Annotated in this window: 13 protein-coding genes; 8 read left to right on the top strand and 5 right to left on the bottom strand. The window is 65.9% G+C overall.

Translation table 11 applies throughout. From position 1 onward, the window contains the following. The first annotated feature begins 153 nt into the window (after positions 1-153). On the top strand, positions 154-2,655 hold the full coding sequence (locus GIW57_RS21810; protein WP_236512844.1) for a heavy metal translocating P-type ATPase: 2,502 nt from the start codon (positions 154-156) through the stop codon (positions 2,653-2,655). A gap of 12 nt (positions 2,656-2,667) precedes the next feature. Beyond that, a complete protein-coding gene (gene cueR, locus GIW57_RS21805; protein WP_100465214.1) occupies positions 2,668-3,120 on the top strand; it encodes a Cu(I)-responsive transcriptional regulator in 453 nt (150 codons plus the stop codon). A 77-nt stretch (positions 3,121-3,197) separates the two neighbouring features. On the opposite strand, the gene GIW57_RS21800 is transcribed toward cueR, so the two are convergent. Further along, positions 3,198-3,392, bottom strand: coding sequence for a heavy-metal-associated domain-containing protein (locus GIW57_RS21800; RefSeq protein ID WP_100465215.1), 195 nt, complete (start codon positions 3,390-3,392; stop codon positions 3,198-3,200). A 164-nt stretch (positions 3,393-3,556) separates the two neighbouring features. Continuing rightward, a complete protein-coding gene (locus tag GIW57_RS21795) occupies positions 3,557-6,631 on the bottom strand; it encodes a TonB-dependent receptor (protein WP_236512843.1) in 3,075 nt (1,024 codons plus the stop codon). A gap of 1,018 nt (positions 6,632-7,649) precedes the next feature. Here GIW57_RS21795 and GIW57_RS21790 point away from each other — a divergent pair. The 6 genes from GIW57_RS21790 to GIW57_RS21765 all read left to right on the top strand — a co-directional run bounded on the left by GIW57_RS21790 (position 7,650) and on the right by GIW57_RS21765 (position 17,567). Continuing rightward, positions 7,650-10,088 carry a GH92 family glycosyl hydrolase gene (locus GIW57_RS21790; RefSeq protein ID WP_236512846.1) on the top strand — a complete coding sequence of 813 codons (2,439 nt, stop codon included), beginning with the start codon at positions 7,650-7,652 and terminating at the stop codon, positions 10,086-10,088. 96 nt (positions 10,089-10,184) lie between these two features. Further along, positions 10,185-11,234 (top strand): LacI family DNA-binding transcriptional regulator, encoded by a 1,050-nt coding sequence (locus tag GIW57_RS21785; protein ID WP_108267287.1) that lies wholly within the window; start codon positions 10,185-10,187, stop codon positions 11,232-11,234. A 70-nt stretch (positions 11,235-11,304) separates the two neighbouring features. Further along, positions 11,305-12,618: an L-fucose:H+ symporter permease gene (fucP, locus tag GIW57_RS21780; protein ID WP_236512841.1), complete on the top strand. Its 1,314-nt coding sequence runs from the start codon at positions 11,305-11,307 to the stop codon at positions 12,616-12,618. A 7-nt stretch (positions 12,619-12,625) separates the two neighbouring features. Beyond that, a complete protein-coding gene (locus GIW57_RS21775; RefSeq protein ID WP_236512839.1) occupies positions 12,626-13,621 on the top strand; it encodes a carbohydrate kinase in 996 nt (331 codons plus the stop codon). Further along, positions 13,618-14,844, top strand: a complete 1,227-nt coding sequence (locus tag GIW57_RS21770) for an AGE family epimerase/isomerase (RefSeq protein WP_100465220.1) — start codon at positions 13,618-13,620, stop codon at positions 14,842-14,844. The genes GIW57_RS21775 and GIW57_RS21770 overlap by 4 nt, the downstream gene beginning before the upstream one ends. Positions 14,845-14,945: 101 nt before the next feature. Next, positions 14,946-17,567, top strand: a complete 2,622-nt coding sequence (locus GIW57_RS21765) for a glycoside hydrolase family 2 protein (RefSeq protein WP_236512837.1) — start codon at positions 14,946-14,948, stop codon at positions 17,565-17,567. A gap of 129 nt (positions 17,568-17,696) precedes the next feature. On the opposite strand, the gene mtnC is transcribed toward GIW57_RS21765, so the two are convergent. The 3 genes from mtnC to GIW57_RS21750 all read right to left on the bottom strand — a co-directional run bounded on the left by mtnC (position 17,697) and on the right by GIW57_RS21750 (position 19,687). After that, complete coding sequence (gene mtnC / locus GIW57_RS21760) at positions 17,697-18,392, bottom strand: acireductone synthase (protein ID WP_236512835.1); 696 nt, start codon at positions 18,390-18,392, stop codon at positions 17,697-17,699. A gap of 3 nt (positions 18,393-18,395) precedes the next feature. Next, entirely contained in the window at positions 18,396-18,953 is a 558-nt protein-coding gene (locus GIW57_RS21755; RefSeq protein WP_049467060.1) for an acireductone dioxygenase, read from the bottom strand. A 92-nt stretch (positions 18,954-19,045) separates the two neighbouring features. Then, the gene (locus GIW57_RS21750) at positions 19,046-19,687 is read right to left on the bottom strand and encodes a methylthioribulose 1-phosphate dehydratase (RefSeq protein ID WP_059064090.1); all 642 of its coding nucleotides are present in this window, start codon (positions 19,685-19,687) and stop codon (positions 19,046-19,048) included. Positions 19,688-20,062: the final 375 nt, after the last annotated feature.

Genomic DNA, 20,062 nt, shown 5'->3' with positions numbered 1-20,062 from the left:
GGGGGGCACGCATGGCGTGGCTCTACGGCGGCTTTGCAGTAGATCCACGCCATGCGTGGATGGGCCGTTGGCCGGGCAGGGTGGATTTGACCTTCCCACGATGGCAAGGTCTAGGCTGGTCACCTCTCCAGATGGAACCAGGGAAACCAGGCCATGAGCACCTCCAGCGTTACCGCCGTCCCCGGGACGACTTCCACCCTCAGCCTGCCGATCGAAGGCATGACCTGCGCCAGCTGTGTTGGCCGGGTCGAAGCGGCACTGGCCAAGGTCGAGGGGGTCGCCAGTGTGTCTGTCAACCTGGCCACCGAGCGTGCGGACATCCGCTCCTCTGGCCCGATCGACCGCGACGCCCTGATTCATGCAGTGGAAAGAGTGGGTTATGAGGTACCGGTTGCAACCACCGAACTGGCCGTGGAAGGCATGACCTGCGCGTCCTGCGTCGGCCGCGTGGAGCGCGCGCTGCTGGCGGTGCCGGGCGTCAGCCAGGCCAGTGTCAACCTGGCCACCGAACGAGCGACCGTGCGCGGCGTCGCCGGCATCGACGCACTGGTGGCGGCGATCGACAAGGTCGGCTACGCGGCGCACGCGATCGATGGCGGCACCCAGGTCGATGAGGAAGCGGCGGAAAAGAAGGATGCCGAGCGCGTGGCACTGAAACGCGACCTGATCCTGGCCAGCGTGCTGGCAGCCCCGGTGTTCGTTCTGGAAATGGGCTCGCACCTGATTCCCGGCATGCATCACTGGGTGATGTCCACGATCGGCCTCCAGGCCAGCTGGTACCTGCAGTTCGTGCTGACCACGCTGGTCCTGGCCATTCCCGGCCGGCGCTTCTATCAGAAGGGCTTCCCGGCGCTGCTGCGCTTGGCGCCAGACATGAACTCGCTGGTGGCGGTGGGTACCGCCGCGGCATTCGGCTATTCGGTCGTGGCCACCTTCCTCCCGCGCCTGCTGCCGGCGGGCACGGTGAATGTCTACTACGAAGCGGCGGCGGTGATCGTCGCGCTCATCCTGCTCGGCCGCTTCCTGGAAGTGCGCGCGAAAGGCCGCACGTCAGAGGCGATCAAGCGCCTGGTCAACCTTCAGGCCAAGGTGGCGCACGTCAGTCGCGAAGGGCGCATCGTCGATATCCCGATCAACGAGGTGCTGCTGGGCGACCTGCTGGAAGTGCGTCCGGGCGAGCGCGTGCCGGTGGACGGTGAGGTGACTGAAGGTCGCAGTTTCGTCGACGAGTCGATGATCACCGGCGAGCCGGTCCCGGTGGAGAAGTCGGCAGGCAGCGGCGTGGTCGGCGGCACCGTCAACCAGAAGGGCGCACTGACCCTGCGTGCGACGGCGGTGGGTGGGCAGACCATGCTGGCGCAGATCATCCGTCTGGTTGAACAGGCGCAGGGCTCCAAGCTGCCGATCCAGGCCGTGGTCGACAAGGTGACGCTGTGGTTCGTGCCGGCGGTGATGCTGGCGGCCCTCGCTACCTTCCTGGTGTGGCTGATCTTCGGGCCGTCGCCGGCGCTGACCTTCGCGCTGGTCAACGCCGTGGCCGTGCTGATCATTGCCTGCCCGTGCGCGATGGGGCTGGCGACGCCGACCTCGATCATGGTCGGCACCGGCCGCGGCGCCGAGATGGGCGTGCTGTTCCGCAAGGGTGAGGCACTGCAGCTGTTGAAGGACGCCAAGGTGGTGGCGGTGGACAAGACCGGCACCTTGACCGAAGGCCGCCCGCTGCTGACCGACCTGGAGATCGCCGATGGCTTCAATCGCGCGCAGGTTCTGGCCCGGGTGGCGGCGGTGGAATCGCGCTCGGAGCATCCGATCGCCCGCGCCATTGTCGAGGCGGCGACGGAGGAGGGCATCGCGCTGCCGGCGATGGTTGATTTCGAGTCGGTGACCGGCATGGGCGTGCGTGCCACCGTCGATGGCGCACGCGTGGAAGTGGGCGCCGATCGCTTCATGCGTTCGCTGGGCGTGGACATCGGCAGCTTCGCCGCGCGGGCCGATCGCCTGGGCAACGAAGGAAAGTCGCCGCTGTATGCCGCCATCGATGGCCGCCTGGCGGCGATCATCGCAGTCTCCGATCCGATCAAGCCGAGTACGCCGGCGGCCATTGCCGCCCTGCACCAGCTTGGCCTGAAGGTGGCCATGATCACCGGTGACAACGCCGCTACCGCGCAGGCCATCGCCCGCCAGCTCGGCATCGATGAAGTGGTGGCCGAAGTGCTGCCGGAAGGCAAGGTGGAAGCGGTGCGCCGCTTGAAGGCGGCTTACGGTCAGATCGCGTTCGTCGGTGATGGCATCAACGATGCGCCGGCGCTGGCCGAGGCTGATGTCGGCCTGGCCATCGGCACCGGCACCGACGTCGCGGTGGAGTCGGCCGACGTGGTGCTGATGTCCGGCAACCTGCAGGGCGTGCCCAACGCCATCGCACTGTCGAAGGCGACCATCGGCAACATCCGCCAGAACCTGTTCTGGGCCTTTGCCTACAACACCGCATTGATCCCGGTCGCGGCCGGTGCGCTGTATCCGGTATGGGGCGTGTTGCTGTCGCCGGTGTTCGCCGCCGGTGCCATGGCCCTGTCCAGTGTGTTCGTACTCGGCAATGCGCTGCGCCTGCGGCGCTTCCAGGCGCCGATGGCGGACGCGTCCCATGGGGTCCAGTGAAGGAGCGATTGCGTGAACATCGGTGAAGCATCGAAGGCATCCAGCGTGTCGGCCAAGATGATCCGCTACTACGAGCAGATCGGCCTGATTCCACCGGCTGACCGCACCGGCGCGGGCTATCGCGCCTATTCGCAGGCCGACGTGCATCGGCTGCGTTTCATCCGTCGCGCGCGTGATCTCGGCTTTTCGGTGGCCGAGATCACCGACCTGCTGGGCTTGTGGAACGACACGTCGCGCCACAGCGCCGACGTCAAGCGCCTGGCCGAGCAGCACATCGATGACCTGGAACAGCGCATCGAGAACATGCGGCAGATGGCCGATACGCTGAAATCGCTGATCAGCTGCTGCGCCGGCGATGATCGCCCCGAGTGCCCGATCCTGCAGCGGTTGGGCGAAGGCGAAGAGGGCGCTGCACCGGCTGCAGCGCCCGCCGGGGCAGTGCGCAGGCGCGCGCGCAGGACCTGACGAAGACAGATGGAAAAGAAGATGCCCGCCCCGGCAATTGCACGGGGCGGGCATCGTTCATGCAGTTGGCAGCGTGATCAGGCCGTACGCGGCGGGAAACCCGCTTCGGTCAGTGCCGCGACGATCTGTGCTTCGCTGGCCGAAGTCTGCACCTGCACGCGGCGGCTGGCCGGATCAGCCGACACGCTTGCCGCCGGGTCGACCAGCTCGATCGCCTTGGTCACGCTGCGCGCGCAGCCACCGCAGGTCATGCCTTCCACATGGAATTCCATCTGTAGCTCCTTCGATTCACTTGGGGGTGGAGGCAGTGTGCACCTTGCAACGATGGCAGGGTCAAGCATTCCCTGAAGCGCAGGGACCACAAAAAAAACGGCAGCCACCTGTACCAGCGCGGCTGCCGTGGAGGATCGTCCCCGCCCGAGGGCGGGGGGACGCGTTAGAACTTCCAGTTCACGCCGAAGTACAGCTGGCGGCCGGCGTAGATGTTGGACAGCAGGCGGGCCTGGCTGTCGTTGCCCAGATAGCTGCGCAGCTCGGATTTGGTGGCGTTGAGCACCGAGGCGGTAACGGTCCAGTCCGGGGTCAGGTTGTAGGCCACGTTCAGATCGAGCTGGTCGTAGGGCTTGGTGTAGGTGGTGAGGCCGTTGTTGAGGCCGCCGACCACTTCACCGCGACGGTTGTACGAGGCGCGTGCCAGGAACTTCTCGTTCTCGTAGAACACGGTCACGTTGGCCTGGTTCTTGGCGCTGCCCACCAGCGGCGAGGAACCGATCTCTTCGCCATCCAGCACGATCGAGGCCAGGTTGGTGTCGTTGTAGGTGTAGTTGGCCTGCACGCCCAGACCGAAGTCGAAGGTGTACTGGCCGTACAGTTCCACGCCCTGCGAGACACCGTCACGGCCGTTGGCCTGGGTTTCATACTTCTGCACCGTCACCGATTGCCCACCAACGGTCATCTGCTGGTCGCGCACCACCGGCACGGTGAAGTTGTCCACGTTCTTGCGGAACAGCGCCACGCCAGCCACCGAACCCGGCTTGAAGTACCACTCCAGGCCCAGGTCGAACTGCACGGCCTCGAACGGCTCCAGCGCCTTGTTGCTGCCCGAGCCGTACCAGCCGGGGGTGTCGGTGCCGCCGGCGACGCGACGGTCGTTGCTGTATTCCTCGCTGACGTAGCGCAGGCCGCCCGGGTAGGCGATGGAGGTGTAGCTCGGGCGGGCGATCACCTTCGATGCGGCACCACGCAGCACCAGGTTGTCGGTGATGTCCCAGGCAATGTTGAAGCTGGGCAGAAAGTCGGTATAGGTCTTGTCCAGCGAGCTGAGCGTGTAGACCTTGTCGCGCACCTGGTTGTCCGGCAGGCGCACGAAGCCGCCCTGGCAGCGCAGGTTCGGATCGGCGGCCGGATCATCGCAGCTCATCGGTGCGCCGCTGGCGTTGTCCACGAAGTAGTCGTTGAAGCGCTCGACCGAATCGCTGGACTGGGCGAACTGCTTGGTGCGCACCACGCGCACGCCGACGTTGCCGCGCACGCGGTCGGTGCGGAAGTTGGCCTGGAAGTAACCCGAGTAGATCTTCTCGTTGACGTCGTAGACGAAGTCTTCCTCGGTGCGGTTGTAGGAACCGCCGTAGGTCTTGTTGAGGTAATCGATGTAGGCCGGGTAGTTGATGCCCGGGAACACGTTGGCGTTGAAGCCACCGGTGATGTTGCTGATCGGATTGGACAGGAAGAAGCCCGGCTGGGCATTACCGGCGGTCGGATCGCAACCGGCCTGGTAGCGGTTGTTGTCATAGTCGGCCGGATCCAGGCCCGGGCACACCCAGTAGGTGTTGCCGGTGTTGCGGTGGACCTGGCCGTCACGGTACTTGGCGCCGAACTGGATCGAGTCCAGCCAGCCGGCTTCGAACAGCTTGGTGACGTCGGCCTGGAAGTAGTTCTGCTTGACCTCGGTCTGCATCCACGACGAATCGGTCGAGCCGGTGTCCACTTCGGCGATGCCGGCCATCAACTGCTGCTGCAGGTCCGGCGAGAACTGCACCGACGGCGTGCCGGTCAGGTCCCACGCGGTGTACTGGTTGCCCGACTGCCATTGGTTGCCGACCTTGCGGCGCGGCTTGGCCGACATGCGGAAGTTCATCGACGGGCCACCTTCGGACCACGTGCGGCCACCGGTGAACGACGCCTTCCACAGCGGGCTGATGTCCCAGTCGATGGTCAGGTCGGCGGTCTGCGAGAGCGCCTTTTCCTTGCTGTAGCCACCGGTCAGCTGCGGGGTGGGGATGGTGCAGTCGTCCGGGCCCCAGCCACCGGGCTTCATGCCGGCCGCTGCGGCTTCGTCTTCACTGCAGTAGTAGGTCTTGCCGGCCAGCTTTTCGTACTGCGCACCGGTGACGATGCTGCCGCTGGGGTCGAAGCTGAGCCCGTTGAGCAGGCGGCCGCCATCCCAGTTGCCGTCCTGGTTGTAGCGGGCCAGGTTCCACTCCGGCACCTTCAGCATGTTCTGGGTGTAATCACCCTGCAGCTCGAAGCGGAAGTAGTTGGCGGTCAGGGTGAGGTTGTCGATCGGCTTGAACTGGAAGGTCAGCTGGCCGCCCTTGCGCTCGCGCTTCTCTTCCTTCACCGCGAAGTTCACCGAGGTCGGCATGAAGAACTCGCTGTAGTTCTTGCCGGTCTTGTTGTTGAAGCCGGACTGGCCCCACCAGTAGTGGATGCCGTCCTGTTCCAGCAGGTTGCCGTTGGCATCGCGGGCGGTGGTGTTGTTGCCGTACCACTGGTAGTCCTCGGTGCTGGCTTCCATGGTGCGGCTGGTGCGCTTCTGCTGGGTCACGCCGACCAGCACGCCGAAGCGCTCGTCCTTGCTGTGCCAGGAGTACAGCGCCGACACCTGCGGGTCGACGTCGTGGCTGGTATCGGACGAGGTGCCTTCCAGGTTGACGTAGCCGGAATTGGCTTCCATATCCAGCGGGCGGCGGGTGTGCAGGATGACCGTGCCGCCGATGCCGCCTTCGTCGATGCGCGCTTCCGGCGACTTGAACAGCTCGGCGCTGGACAGCATGTTCGACGGCAGCAGGGTGTAGTTGAACGAGCGGGTGGCTTCGTTGTTGGTTTCCGACGAAGCGACGAAGTTGCCGTTCAACTGGGTCAGGGTCAGGTCGGGCGCGAGGCCGCGCACGCTGACCGACTTGCCTTCGCCGCCGCTGCGGGTGATGACCACGCCGGGCACGCGCTGCAGCGCGTCGGCCACGTTCTTGTCGGGGAACTTGCCAACGTCCTCGGCGGTGATCACTTCGACCACGGCGTTGGCGTCGCGCTTCTGCTGCAGGCTCTTTTCGATTGCGTAGCGATAGCCGGTGACCTGGACGCTGTCCAGGGTGGTGGCGTCCTGCGCGCCGGTCGTTGCCGCCTGCTGCGCGGAAGCGCCAAACGGGGCGACGGCGGCGGCCAAGGCCAGCGCGATGGCCAGCGACAACGCGTCGTGGCCCTGCGTACGTGTTGAATGCTTCATTGCCATCTCTCCCTCTCTCCTGGATTGATCCGGTGACTGACTGACGCGGAAACTTGAATCGATCTAATTCGTGATGCCGATCTTGCCTTCGCTTTGCAGATGCAACGAGCGCCTGGCAGATGGCGCGGCACGTCCTGTCTTGCTCCCCAACTCCCGGGCCATCGCGCTATCGTCTTGGATCGATCTAAGCGATGGGCGGGGCGATTTTTAGCACGGCAACGGCGCCGACGCATGTTGCTGCGCAATATGGCAGCGACGTGTCGTGCAAATGACCCTTCGGGGAAAATTGCTGTAAGCGGTTACATGCGCAAAAGGGGTGGGCCGGCCGGGCTGCGCCCGGCGCCCGCAGAGGCCTTCAAGCCAGTGCGGCAGCAACAGCAGCAACAACAGCGGCGTTCCGTGGGATGGCGGGGTGGGTCCGGTTGCGGGGGACGCTGCAAGTACGTCCCTGTAAGCTCGGTCGCGCCATCCATGGCGCTCACGCCCCCGCAACCGGACCCACCCCGCCTTCGACAGTTTCCTGCGGCTGACAGTAGATCCACGCCATGCGTGGATGAAATCCAATCCATTCGATGATTTCGAAATCGGTAGGAACATCCATCCACGCATGGCGTGGATCTTCCAGGCATCAGGAATCAGGAAACTGTCAGGGGTGGGGCGGTATGGGCAGGCAGGACCGTTGGCGCCATGGATGGCGCCATCGAGCCCCCATGGATGGGTTTACGGCGTGTCCTGCCTGCCCATACCGCCGCGCCCAGCTCGGTAGCCCGCTGTTGCCGTTGCCTCGGCCGTTGCCTCTGCAGGTGCCGGGCGCAGCCCGGCCGAAGCCCCCTCTCATGCTGCGCCGCAGAATGCATTGGGCGAAATTCCCATGGTCTACTTGAATCGATCTAAATCCGCCGGGGTGCGGATTCGTACCGATGGAAACGAGGGCTCGGCCTGTGCCGCCGGTCCTTCGCTGCCGCCCTGCCGCCAAGGAGTCCTGCCCGTGACCAGGTTGTCCCACCGTTGTCCCGACCGCCGCCTGTCGGCACTGTCCCATCGGCCCCTGGCCCGCATCGCCTGCCTGCTGGCGCTCGCGGTGACGCCCTGGCTGCAGGCCGCACCGGCCGCGCTGGAGCGCGAGGTCAACACCTTCATCGGCAGCAAGGATGACGGCAACACCTTCCCCGGTGCCTCGGCGCCGTTCGGCCTGATCCAGGTCAGCCCGATCGGCAGCCACTATTCGGGCTGGCGCTACGACGACGACAAGATCCGCGGCTTCGGCCATTCGTTCCTGTCCGGCGCCGGTTGCTGGGAGCAGGGTGGGCAGGTCTCGGTGCTGCCGGTGACAGGCAGCATCGGTCCCGGCGGCGACTTCGATACCGCCAACCCCAAACAGTTCGACCACAAGGCGTATGCCTCGGCCTATACCCATGACGGCGAAATCGGCCAGGCCGGCTACTACAAGGTGCGTCTGACCAGCTACGGCGGCATTGATGCGGAAGCGACGGCGCGTACCCGCGCGGCTGCCGAGCGTTACACCTTCAGCCAGGGCAAGGGTGATGGCCACGTGCTGGTCAATGTCGGCCAGGCCAACGAACGCCACTCGGTGATCGGCAGCGTGGTCGATGTGGTCGGCGACCGCGTGGTCGAAGGCAAGCTGGTCACCAAGAGCTTCTGTGGTGGCCATCAGTACACCACCTGGTTCCGTATCGAGTTCGACCGCCCGTTCAAGGCGCATGGTACGTGGGGCGAGGGCGGTGGCCTGCCAGGCGCGCGCCACAGCATGGAAGGCGAGCAGAAGCCGAATGGCGCGTGGCTCAGCTTCGACCTGGCCAAGGGCCAATCGGTCACGGCCGTCAGCGCGATTTCGCATGTGGACGCCGAAGGTGCACGCACCAACCTGCGCGCCGAGGGCATGCAGGGCGGGGCACTGCTCGGCTTCGACCGCATGCGTGCGCTGTCCCAGCAGTCCTGGCGGGAGCAGCTGGGCCGGGTGCGTGTGCAGGGCGGCACTGCCGACGATCGGACCGTGTTCTACAGCGCGGTCTATCACGCACTGCTGCAGCCGATGACCGGCAACGATGCCGATGGCCGCTACCGTGGCTATGACGATGGCATCCATCGCGCCGATGGCTGGACCTACTACGAGTACTTCTCGCTGTGGGATACCTACCGTGCGCAGAACCAGTGGCTGGCACTGACCCGTCCGGACGTGGCGCGCGACATAGGCCGTACTCTGCTGGCGATCGACGAGCAGGGTGGCTGGTTGCCGCGCTGGGGCTATGCCAACTTCGAGACCAACATCATGACCGGTGATCCGGTCACCCCGTTCATGGTCGACCTGTGGCGCTTCGGTGCGCTCAAAGGCCGTGAATCGCAGGCATGGGACGCGCTGCGCCGCAATGCCTTCGGCACGCCGCCGCTGAACTCGCGCATGGCCGGCCGTTCCGGCAATCCAACCTATCTGGACAAGGGCTACGTGGTCTACGACCGCGCGTTCCCGTCCAAGGGCATGGACGTTGATCCGCACCACGGTGGTTCGGCTACCTTGGAATACGCGCTGGCCGACTGTGCGCTTTCGCAGATGGCCGATGGCCTCGGCCATGCGCAGGACGCGGCGACTCTGCGTGAGCGCGGTCGCAACTGGCGCAAGGTGTGGGACCCGCAGGTGCGTGATGCCGAGACCGGCTTCACCGGTTTCCCGCGTCCGCGTACCGAGGATGGCCAGTGGTACACCCCGGCCGATGGCCACTACAGCCCGCGCTCGCACCATGGTTTCCATGAAGGCACGGCTTGGCAGTACCAGTGGCTGGCGCAGCAGGACGTGCCGGGCCTGGTCGAAGCGATGGACGGCCGCGAACAGGCGGGCCGCCGCCTGGATGCCTTCTTCGCGATGGATGCGCTGCAGGCCGACCCGCTCAATGCCGCCCGCAAGGAATGGGTGGTCGGGCCGTACAGCTACTACAACCAGTTCCGCTACAACCCCAACAACGAGCCTGACCTGCATTCGCCGTGGCTGTACACGCTGATCGGCCAGCCGTGGAAGACCGCCGCAGTGGTGCGTGCAGCGCAGCAGCTGTTCACCAATGCGCCCAATGGCGTGACCGGCAACGATGACCTCGGCACGATGTCGGCCTGGTACCTGTTCAGTGCGATCGGCGTGTACCCGGCGGTGCCGGGCAGCGGCGAGTTCCTGCTGCATACGCCGCGCTTTGCCAAGGTCGAGGTCGAGCTGGGCAATGGCCGCACCCTGCGCATCGAGGCGCCTGGCGCCGATGGCCGCCGCCTGCAGTACGTGCAGGGTGTCCTGGTCGATGGCCAGGCACATGCGCCGGTATGGCTGGGCTGGAACCAGCTGCAGCAGGGCCCGAAGCTGCGTTTCGCCCTCGATGGCACGGCGCCCACGCGGGGCTGGGGCACGGCGGTGAAGGATCTGCCGGTGTCCTGGTGTGCGGCACCAGGCAGCCAGCTGCACTGAGCCGGGCTGTGCCGTTCGAGGCAACCCAGCGAACGGCACGGCACGACAGGGCCGCGATCCATTAGGCTTGAGCATCCATCGGAGTGCGGGAAGACGATGAACGACAACGGCGACAGTTCCAGCAAGCGTTCCGGCAAGGCGGTGACGGTGACCGACATCGCCCGTGCCATCGGCGTTTCGCGGGCGACGGTGTCGCTGGTGCTGCGCGGCAGCCCGCTGGTCAACGTCGATACGCGTGCCCGGGTGGAGGCTGAGCTTCGCCGCCAGCGCTACGTCTACAACCGTGCTGCAGCGAACCTGCGACGGCGCACGTCGTCCAGCATCGCGCTGGTCATCAACGATCTGTCCAACCCGTTCTTCGCCGAATTCGCTTCCGGTGTGGACGAGGCACTGGGCGGGCGCGGCTACGTGACCCTGCTCGGCAGTACCGGCGAATCACCCGAGCGCCAGCAGGCGGTGCTGTCCACGTTGATGGAGCACACGCCTGCAGGCCTGATCCTGTCACCGGCCGAAGGCAGCGATGCCACGCTGCTGCGGCAGGCGCTGGGTGCCAATGCCAACGTATTGCTGTTCAACCGTGAACTGGACGGCGCCGAGTGGGACTTCCTGACCCTGGACAACCAGCATGGCGCCTACCTGGCCACCCGCCACCTGATCGAGCGCGGCCATCGCCAGATCGCGTTCTTCGGTGGGCACGCCGCATCGAGTTCCTGCCACCAGCGTCGCGCTGGCTTCCAGCAGGCACTGGCCGAAGCCGGGCTGGCGCTGCCGCCGGGCTGGATGATCGAATCGGCACCCAACCGCCTGGAAGCGGCCGCGCGCACCGACGAACTGTTCGTCGACGGCCATCGGCCGAGCGCGGCGGTCTGCTACAACGACACCGTCGCGCTGGGCCTGATGCTGGGCCTGAACTCGCGCGGCATCCGTCCTGGCGGTGACTTCGCGGTGACCGGCTTCGATGATATTTCCGAAGCGTCGGTTGCCGTGCCGCCGCTGACCACCTTGACCGCCGACCCGCGCGAGCGGGGCCGGCAGGCGGCGTCCCTGCTGCTGCAACGACTGGAGGAACCGGATGCGCCACCACGGCGCACGGTCGCCCCGGTACAGTTGCGCATCCGCGAAAGCAGCGCCGCACGTCCGAACTGATGCTCTGCTGCTGAACTGATTGCACCCTTCCACGCACCAACGACCTTTCGCGCATCGAGGCGCGTACCGCATGCCGATCTCCGCAACGCCCCGCCCATCGGGTTCCCCGGGCAACCAGCCTGCCGTCACCAACGGCAAGGCGCTGGCCGTGGTCACCACCATCTTCTTCATGTGGGGCTTCCTGACCTGCCTCAATGACATCCTGATTCCGCATCTGAAGGCGGTGTTCGAGCTGAACTACGCCAAGGCGATGCTGGTGCAGTTCACCTTCTTCGGCACCTACTTCCTGATGTCGTTGCCGGCCGGGCGGCTGGTGGCAGCGCTGGGTTACAAGAAGGGCATCGTGGCCGGCCTGGTGATCGCCGGCATCGGCGCGCTCGGCTTCTGGCCGGCCGCTGAGCTGCGCGTCTACGGCGCCTTCCTCGGTGCGTTGTTCGTGCTGGCCACCGGCATCACCGTGCTGCAGGTCGCGGCCAATCCGTATGTCGCCTTGCTTGGCCCGGAGCAGACCAGTTCCAGCCGCCTGACCCTGGCGCAGGCGTTGAACTCGCTGGGTACGGCCATCGCGCCGATCTTCGGCGGCATGCTGATCCTGTCCAACACGGCCATGAGTGGCGAGCAGATTGCCGCTCTGCCGGCCGCCGAACAGCTGGCTTACCGCACCGCCGAGGCCCATGCCGTGCAGGGCCCCTACGTGGGCCTGGCCGTTGCGCTGGTGCTGCTGGCCCTGTTCGTGTTCCTGTTCCGCCTGCCGGCGCTGAACGACACCACCGAGCAGGCTGACCAGGGTCATCAGCACAGCTACCTGGACGCGTTGCGCAAGCGCCATCTGCTGCTGGGCGTGCTCGGCATCTTCTTCTACGTCGGCGCTGAAGTATCGATCGGCAGCTTCCTGGTCAACTACCTGTCGATGCCCACCATCGGCGGCTTCAGCGAGCAGGAAGCCACCCACTATGTGTCGGCCTACTGGACGATGGCGATGATCGGTCGCTTTGCTGGTTCGGCGCTGCTGGCGCGCTTCTCGCCGAGCCGACTGCTGGCGATCTTCGCGCTGGTCAATGTCGGCCTGCTGACGCTGACCATGATGACCTCCGGCAATGTCGCGCTGTACTCGGTGGTGGCAATCGGCCTGTTCAATTCGATCATGTTCCCGACCATCTTCGCGCTCAGCATCGAGCGCCTGGGCCCGCTGACCAGCAAGGGCTCGAGCCTGCTGATCATGGCCATCGTCGGTGGCGCCGTGGTGCCTTACCTGCAGGGCGTTCTGGCCGACCACGTCGGCGTGCAGGCCAGCTTCATCCTGCCGCTGCTGTGCTACGGCTACATCATTTTCTACGGACTGGTCGGCGCTCGCGCGCCGGCTGCCGGCACGCAGGGAGGCTGAGTCGAAAATGGGTTCCATCGTCTGCTTCGGCGAAATTTTGATCGATCTACTAGCGCAGCCGCCGGCCTCGGCCGATACCCCGCGCGCGTTCCTGCAGTACGCCGGCGGTGCACCGGCCAACGTCGCGGTGGCCGCTGCACGGCTGGGCGCGAAGACCCAGTTCGTCGGCATGCTCGGCCGCGACATGTTCGGCGACTTCCTGGCTGAGAGCCTGAGCGAACACGGCGTCGGTACCGACTACATCGTGCGTACCGACGCGGCCAAGACCGCGCTGGCCTTCGTTGCACTGGACGCCGGCGGCGAACGCAGCTTCAGCTTCTACCGTCCACCTGCCGCCGACCTGCTGTTCCGTGACAGCGATTTCCAGGCGGGCTGCTTCGATGGCGCGCAGTGCTTCCATGTCTGTTCCAACAGCCTGACCGAAGCGGACATCGCCGAAGCGACGTTCGCCGGCATGGACCGCGCGCGCACGGCCGGTGCGGTGGTCAGCCTGGATCTCAACCTGCGTCCGGCGCTGTGGCCGGCCAATGTCGACCCGGCACCGCGGCTGTGGCAGGCGCTGGAACGCGCCGACCTGGTCAAGCTGTCGCGCGAGGAACTGGAGTACCTGGCGGCACCGCTCGGCGATGACGGCGAGGCACTGGTGCTGCGGCGCCTGCTGGCCGCGCAGGCGCGTTGGGTGATCATCACCGACGGCGCCGCCACGCTGCATTGGTACACCCGCGAAACGCAGGGCAAGGTCACCAGTTTCCGCGTGCCCACCGTGGACACAACCGCAGCCGGTGATGCCTTTGTTGGCGGCGTGCTGGTCGGGCTGCTGGAGCGGGGTGGGGCAGGTGCGGGCTTTGCCGCGTTCTGCCAGGACCCGCAGGCGATCGCCGCCACGCTGCGCTTCGGCGCCGCCGTTGGCGCACTGGCGGTGACACGCAAGGGCGCGTTCGCTGCGATGCCCTCGTTCGATGAAGTGCAGCAGTTGCTGCAGGCACAGGATCTTCCCGCATGAGCACCTCGCCCGATTTCCGTTCTCCCGCTTTCCTGCGCGCGCACATCGCCGACACGATGGCGTTCTACCACCCGCGCTGCATCGACCCGAAGGGCGGCTTCTTCCACTACTTCCGTGATGACGGCAGCATCTACGATGCCAGCCATCGCCACCTGGTGAGCAGCACCCGTTTCGTCTTCAACTACGCCATGGCCTACCGCGAATTCGGCAATGCCGAGTATCGCGATGCAGTCGAGCACGGCGTGCGCTACCTGCGCGAGGTGCATCGCAACCCGGCTACCGGCGGCTACGCCTGGACCCTGCGCGATGGCGTGGTCGAGGACGACATGAACCACTGCTACGGCGTGGCCTTCGTGCTGTTGGCTTACAGCTGTGCATTGAAGGCGGGTATCGAAGAAGCCCGCACGTGGATGGATGAGACCTGGCAGCTGTTGGAAGCGCGCTTCTGGGAAGCGGAGCACGGCCTGTACAGGGACGAGGCCGACGGCCAGTGGAACTTCACCGGCTACCGTGGCCAGAACGCCAACATGCACATGTGCGAGGCGATGCTGGCTGCGTTCGAGGCCAGTGGTGAGCAGCGCTATGTCGAGCGCGCGCTGCAGCTGGCCGACAACATGACCCGCCGGCAGGCGGCCAAGGCCGGTGGGCTGGTCTGGGAGCACTACGACGTCAACTGGAACATCGACTGGGACTACAACCTGGACGATCCCAAGCATCTGTTCCGGCCATGGGGCTTCCAACCGGGGCACCAGACCGAGTGGGCCAAGCTGCTGCTGATCCTGGACCGCCACGTGCAGGCCGACTGGCTGGTGCCGACCGCGCAGCATCTGTTCGATGTGGCCGTGGAGCGCAGCTGGGACGAGGCGCGCGGAGGCCTGTATTACGGCTTCGCCCCGGAGTCGCGCCGCCAGCCTGGCATGGACGGCGCGCCGATCGGCGGCGACAGCTTCGTCTGCGACGACGACAAATATTTCTGGGTGCAGGCCGAGACGCTGGCCACCGCCGCACTGATGGCCAAGCGCACCGGCGATGACCGCTATTGGCAGTGGTACGACCGTATCTGGGCGTACTCGTGGGAGCACTTCGTCGACCATCGGTACGGCGCGTGGTTCCGCATTCTCGACGCTGACAACCGCAAGTACAGCGACGAGAAGAGCCCGGCTGGCAAGGTCGATTACCACACCATGGGCGCGTGCTACGAAGTGCTGAACGTCGTTCGTTGAGGTCTGCCGCGCTGCGCGCTCGCCGGACGTGGTCCGGCGCTACCGCGGCGTGTTGCATTGGTAGCGCCGGGTCAAACCCGGCGGGAAAACAGGAGCATCACGTGCATCGCCTTCCCCTCGTTGTCCGTCTGTTCCTGCTGCTGATCGCAGCTGTCGCGTTCCCCGTCGCCGCCGCACCGCTGCAGGCGCAATGGGAATTCCGCCTGCTGCCCGGCGACGCGCAGGGCGCGGCGCATCCGGGCCTGCAGCAGTGGCGCGCGGCCACGGTACCGGGCAGCGTGCATACCGACCTGCTGGCGCACGAGCTGATCCGTGATCCCTACGTCGGCGCGCCCGAAGCCGAGCTGCAGTGGATCGGCCTGGCCGACTGGGAATATCGCGCCCGTTTCGACGTGGATGCCGTCACCTTGGCCAAGCCCAATGCCGAGCTGCGCTTCGATGGCCTGGATACCTATGCCGAGGTGAAGCTCAACGGCAAGCCGCTGCTGCGTGCCGACAATGCCCACCGCACATGGCGCGCCCGCGTCGAAGGCCGCCTGCGGGCGAAGGGCAATGAGCTGCAGATCGTGTTCCATTCGCCGATCCGCACGCTGCTGCCGGGCGTGCAGGTGATGCCGCACAGAATCGCAGGCAATTATCCTTCGCCTTACGGCGATGAACCCAAGGATGCGATGGTCGGCAACTTCGCGCGCAAGCCGGCCTACCACTTCGGTTGGGACTGGGGCCCGCGCTACGTTACGGCTGGTGTCTGGCGCGGCGTTGACCTGCAGGCATGGGGCGCGCATCGGTTGACCGACCTGGCCGTACGCACGGATGCGCTTGATGCGGAAAAGGCAACGCTGGCCGTAGTGCTGCAGGTGGAGCAGGACGCGGTAGCCGGTCCCGTTGCGGTGGACGTTGAGGTGCGTGATCCTGACGGCCGCAGCGTCGCACGGGTGCAGCGCACGGTTGAGCTGAAGCCCGGCCAGAACAGCGTGGAGGTGCCGGTTGAACTGGCCAAGCCGCGGCGCTGGTGGCCGGTCGGCCATGGTGCGCAGGACCGTTACACCGTGCAGGCGCGCCTGGACGGCAGTGCCGATGCGGTGCTGGCACGCGAACAGCGCATTGGCCTGCGTACAGTCGAGCTGCGCCGTGAGCAGGATGACAAGGGAGGGCAGGGTTTCGCCTTCGTCATCAACGGTGTGCCGATCTTCGCCAAGGGCGCGAACGTGATCCCGTTCGACGCCTTCCCTGCACGCGTTGATGCTGCGCGCCTGCGCCAGGTGCTGGTTGCCGCGCGCGATGCCAACATGAACATGCTGCGCAACTGGGGCGGCGGCTACTACGAAGACGATGCGTTCTTCGATATCGCCGACGAACTGGGCCTGCTGGTCTGGCAGGACTTCATGTTCGGTGGCGGCATGCAGCCCGGTTACGATCCCGCATTCCGCGCCAGCGTCGTGGCCGAGGCGCGCGACAACGTGCGCCGCCTGCGCCACCATCCCAGCATCGTGCTGTGGTGTGGCAACAACGAAGAAGAGACGGCGTGGAAGGACTGGGGCCATGGCCGCGACCTGAAGGGCGCAGATCCGGCGTTCGCAGCGAAGGTCTGGCAGGGTTACGTTGACCTGTTCGGCAACGACCTGCGCCAGGTGGTGAGCGAAGACGGGCTGGGCGTGCCGTACTGGTCCAGTTCGCCCAGCAACGATCTGGACGAGAAGGCCAACGACTCCACCCGCGGTGACAAGCACTACTGGCAGGTCTGGGGCAATCCAGCGTTGCCGGTGCAGGCCTATCTGCGCGAGACGCCTCGTTTCATGTCCGAGTACGGCCTGCAGGCCTGGCCTGCAGTGGCGACGGTGGACCAGATCGCTACCCGTGCGGAGCAGCGCATCGATAGTCCGGTGATCCGCGCGCACCAGAAATTCATGGCCGGCGAGGGCAATACGCGCCTGCTGCACTACATCGAGCTGGGCTACGGCACGCCGAAGGACTTCGAGGACTTCGTCTATCTGAGCCAGGTGATGCAGGCTGATGGCATTGCCTTGGCAGCACTGCACCATCGTGCTTCGCGGCCCTACACGATGGGCTCGTTGTACTGGCAGCTCAACGACGTCTGGCCAGGTGCCTCGTGGTCAAGCGTTGACTACTTCGGCCGCTGGAAGGCGCTGCACTTTGCCGCACGGCGCTTCTTCGCGCCGGTCACCGTGGCGGCGCTGCGCGATGAGGGCAGGACACGCGTGCGCGTGATCAATGACCAGGCCACGCCGTTGGATGCACGGTGGCGCCTGCGGGTGATGGACGTGGAAGGCAAGGTGCTGCGCCGTCGCGAGCAGGCGGTGACACTGGCCGCTGCCGGGGTCACCGACATCGGCAACTACGCGGATGCCGAGCTGTTGGCTGGCGCCGATCCGGCGCGGACAGTGGCGGTGTTCGAGCTGCTGCAGGACGGAAAGGTGACGGCGCAGCAGGTGGTCGGGTTCGTCGAAGCCAAGGACCAGGTGCTGCCACGCCAGCAGTTGAAATCAACCCTGGCGATCGACGGTGACCACTACCGCCTGCGGCTGCAGAGCGCAGCGCTGGTGCGCGCGGCATGGATCGATTTCGGCGCGCTGGACGTGCAGGTGGAAGACAACCTGCTGGATCTGCTGCCGGGCGAAACCCGCGACATCGCCGTGCGCGGCCCGGTGGACCTGACTGCGCTGCGTGAGGCGTTGAAGGTACGCACCCTCAACGATCGTTGAGGGTGGCTGAACCACGTTCTGGTAGGTGTCAACCTTGGTTGACACATCGGCCGTATGCCAACCAAGGTTGGCATCTACCAGGAGCGGTACCCGGTAGCCGATGCCGCAGAGCCCATCGGCGGGCCGCGCCTACAGCTGGATCTGCTGGAAGTTCTCGACGCGATCATGGCCGTTGGCGGCTGCGCCGATGCGCGGCATCGGGTAGTCCTCAAGGCGATCGATCAGGCGCGTCTGCAGACCTGCCTCGCGGGCGGCGTCCAGTTCCTCGACCACGTCGGACAGGAACAGGATCTCGCCAGCGGGAACGCCGATGGCCTGCACGATATGGCGATAGCTGTCGGCCTCGCGCTTGCCACCGACTTCGGTATCGAACCAGCCCGACACCAGCGGACTGAGGTCACCGGCATCGCTGAAGCCGAAGAACAGCTTCTGCGCCGGCACCGAGCCGGAGGAGTACACATACAGCGGCAGACCCGAGGCGTGCCAGCCCTTCAGCACCGGCGCCACTTCCGGGTAGAAGTGCGCGGTGTAGTCGCCACGACGGTAGCCCGCATCCCAGATCAGTCCCTGCAGGGCCTTCAGTGCGGTGTGCTTGCGGTCCTGGTCGATCCAGCCCTGCAGCGTCTCGGCCACCAGGCTGTCCTGGCAGACGCCACCTATCTCGGTGGCGACGGCGTCCAGCCAGCGACGCACCTCCGGCTGCTGGCCATGTTCGGCGACGAAGCCGGGCAGCACCTGGCGTGCGTACGGGAACAGCACGTTCTTGACGAACGAGATGCTGCTGGTGGTGCCTTCGATGTCGGTCAGGATGACGCGGGGCTGCATTGATCAGGACGCCTGGGTCGGAATGTAACGGGGGAATTTCTGCGCGATGTCGGTACCGGTGAAGTGACCGACCCAGCCATCCGGCTCGGTGAAGAAGCGGATCGCCACGAAGCTGGGCTCATCGCCCATGTCGAACCAGTGGGTGGTGCCGTCGGGCACAGCGATCAGGTCATCCTTCACGCACTCGATCTCGTAGACCTTGTCGCCCACGTGCAGGGTGAACAGGCCCGAGCCGGCGACGAAGAAGCGCACTTCGTCTTCCTTGTGGAAGTGTTCGTCGAGGAACTTCTTCCTCAGCTCGGCGCGGTTCGGGTTGTCCGGTGCGATCGAGGCCACATCCACGCTCTTGAAGCCGCGCTCGGCGACCAGGCGGTCGATGTCGGCGCGGTAGGCAGCGAACACCTCGTCCTGGCTCGCGCCCGGGGCGACCGGCGCGGTGGCCTGCCAGCGCTCAAAGGTGACTCCGATCTTCTGCAGTTCGGCAGCGATGACCGCGCCGTCCTGGGTGTCCAGCAGCGGCGATTCGGGGCGGGTGTCGTCGTAGATGCGCAGTCGGCTCATGGCGGCAGCTTGAACGTCTCGGGGGGAGGACAGGGTAGCAGGGTGGCGTCGATGGCAAGATTCCAGAATGGCATCTGGCCTTACCGGAATCGTCAGCGGCGCAGCTTGCGCAGCTCCAGCTCGCAATGCAGCAGGAACTCGAACGCTTCCATGTGCCGGCGCGCTTCGGCCATGTCGCGGCCCCAGGCGTACAGGCCGTGGCCGTCGATCAGGTAGCCCCACAGGGTCTGCGTGTCGAGCAGGGCGTCGACCTGGGCCGACAGCACGTCCATGTCCTGGGTGTTGGCGAACACCGGGATGTCGATGGCCATCTCGTGGGTGCTGTTGCCGGCGAAGGCCTTCAACAGTTCGTAGCCTTCCACCCGGATATGCCCTTGCGGCGCATACAGGCGCGAGGCGATGGTCTGCACTGGCGAATGGGTATGCAGCACGCAGCCGATCTCCGGGAAACGGCGATACAGCTGGGTATGCAGCAGGGTTTCGGCGGAGGGGCGCAGCGGGCGGCCGACGGCCTTGCCATCGAAGTCCACCACCATGATGTCGTCTTCGATCAGGCGGCCCTTGTCCTTGCCGGACACGGTGATCGCGGCGTGGCGGTCATCCAGGCGGTGGGAGAAGTTGCTGCTGGTGGCCGGGGTCCAGCCGGCCTGGGCCAGTTCGCGGACGTTGTCGATCAGCAGCTGGGCCAGTTCGCTCAGGCGCGCGGTGTCGTAGGGGAAGGTGGGGGTGTTCATGGGGGCGATTTTACTGGATTCGGCCAACGGCTGAGCCCCTCGTGGCTGGCGTCAGAAGCAGATTCCGTGGGTTGGCCGGTCGGGTGGGCTGCGCAGGGGACGCCGTAAACCCGTCCATGGGGGCTTGGCCGCGGCATCCATGCCGCGGACACCCCTGCGCAGCCCACCCGACCGGCCACGGACAGGTTTCGTGCGTCTCAGCCACGGAATGAAGAAGTAAGAGCAGAAGCGGGTCGCTTCGCTGCGCTTGCTCGGAGCGGAGCATGGCTCCGCTCTACAGCAGATTCGTCCCAAAACATTCATTTCCGGGAACGCTTCATCCACGCATGGCGTGGATCTACCGGACGGGGCAGGAGACTGTCGGAGGTGGGGCGG

Source organism: Stenotrophomonas sp. PA-6-5C, from assembly GCF_021605635.1.
In the GTDB taxonomy this organism is placed as follows: Bacteria; Pseudomonadota; Gammaproteobacteria; order Xanthomonadales; family Xanthomonadaceae; genus Stenotrophomonas; species Stenotrophomonas lactitubi.
Note: the sequence above shows the minus strand (reverse complement) of the source record. Positions and strands in the feature narration are given on the sequence as shown.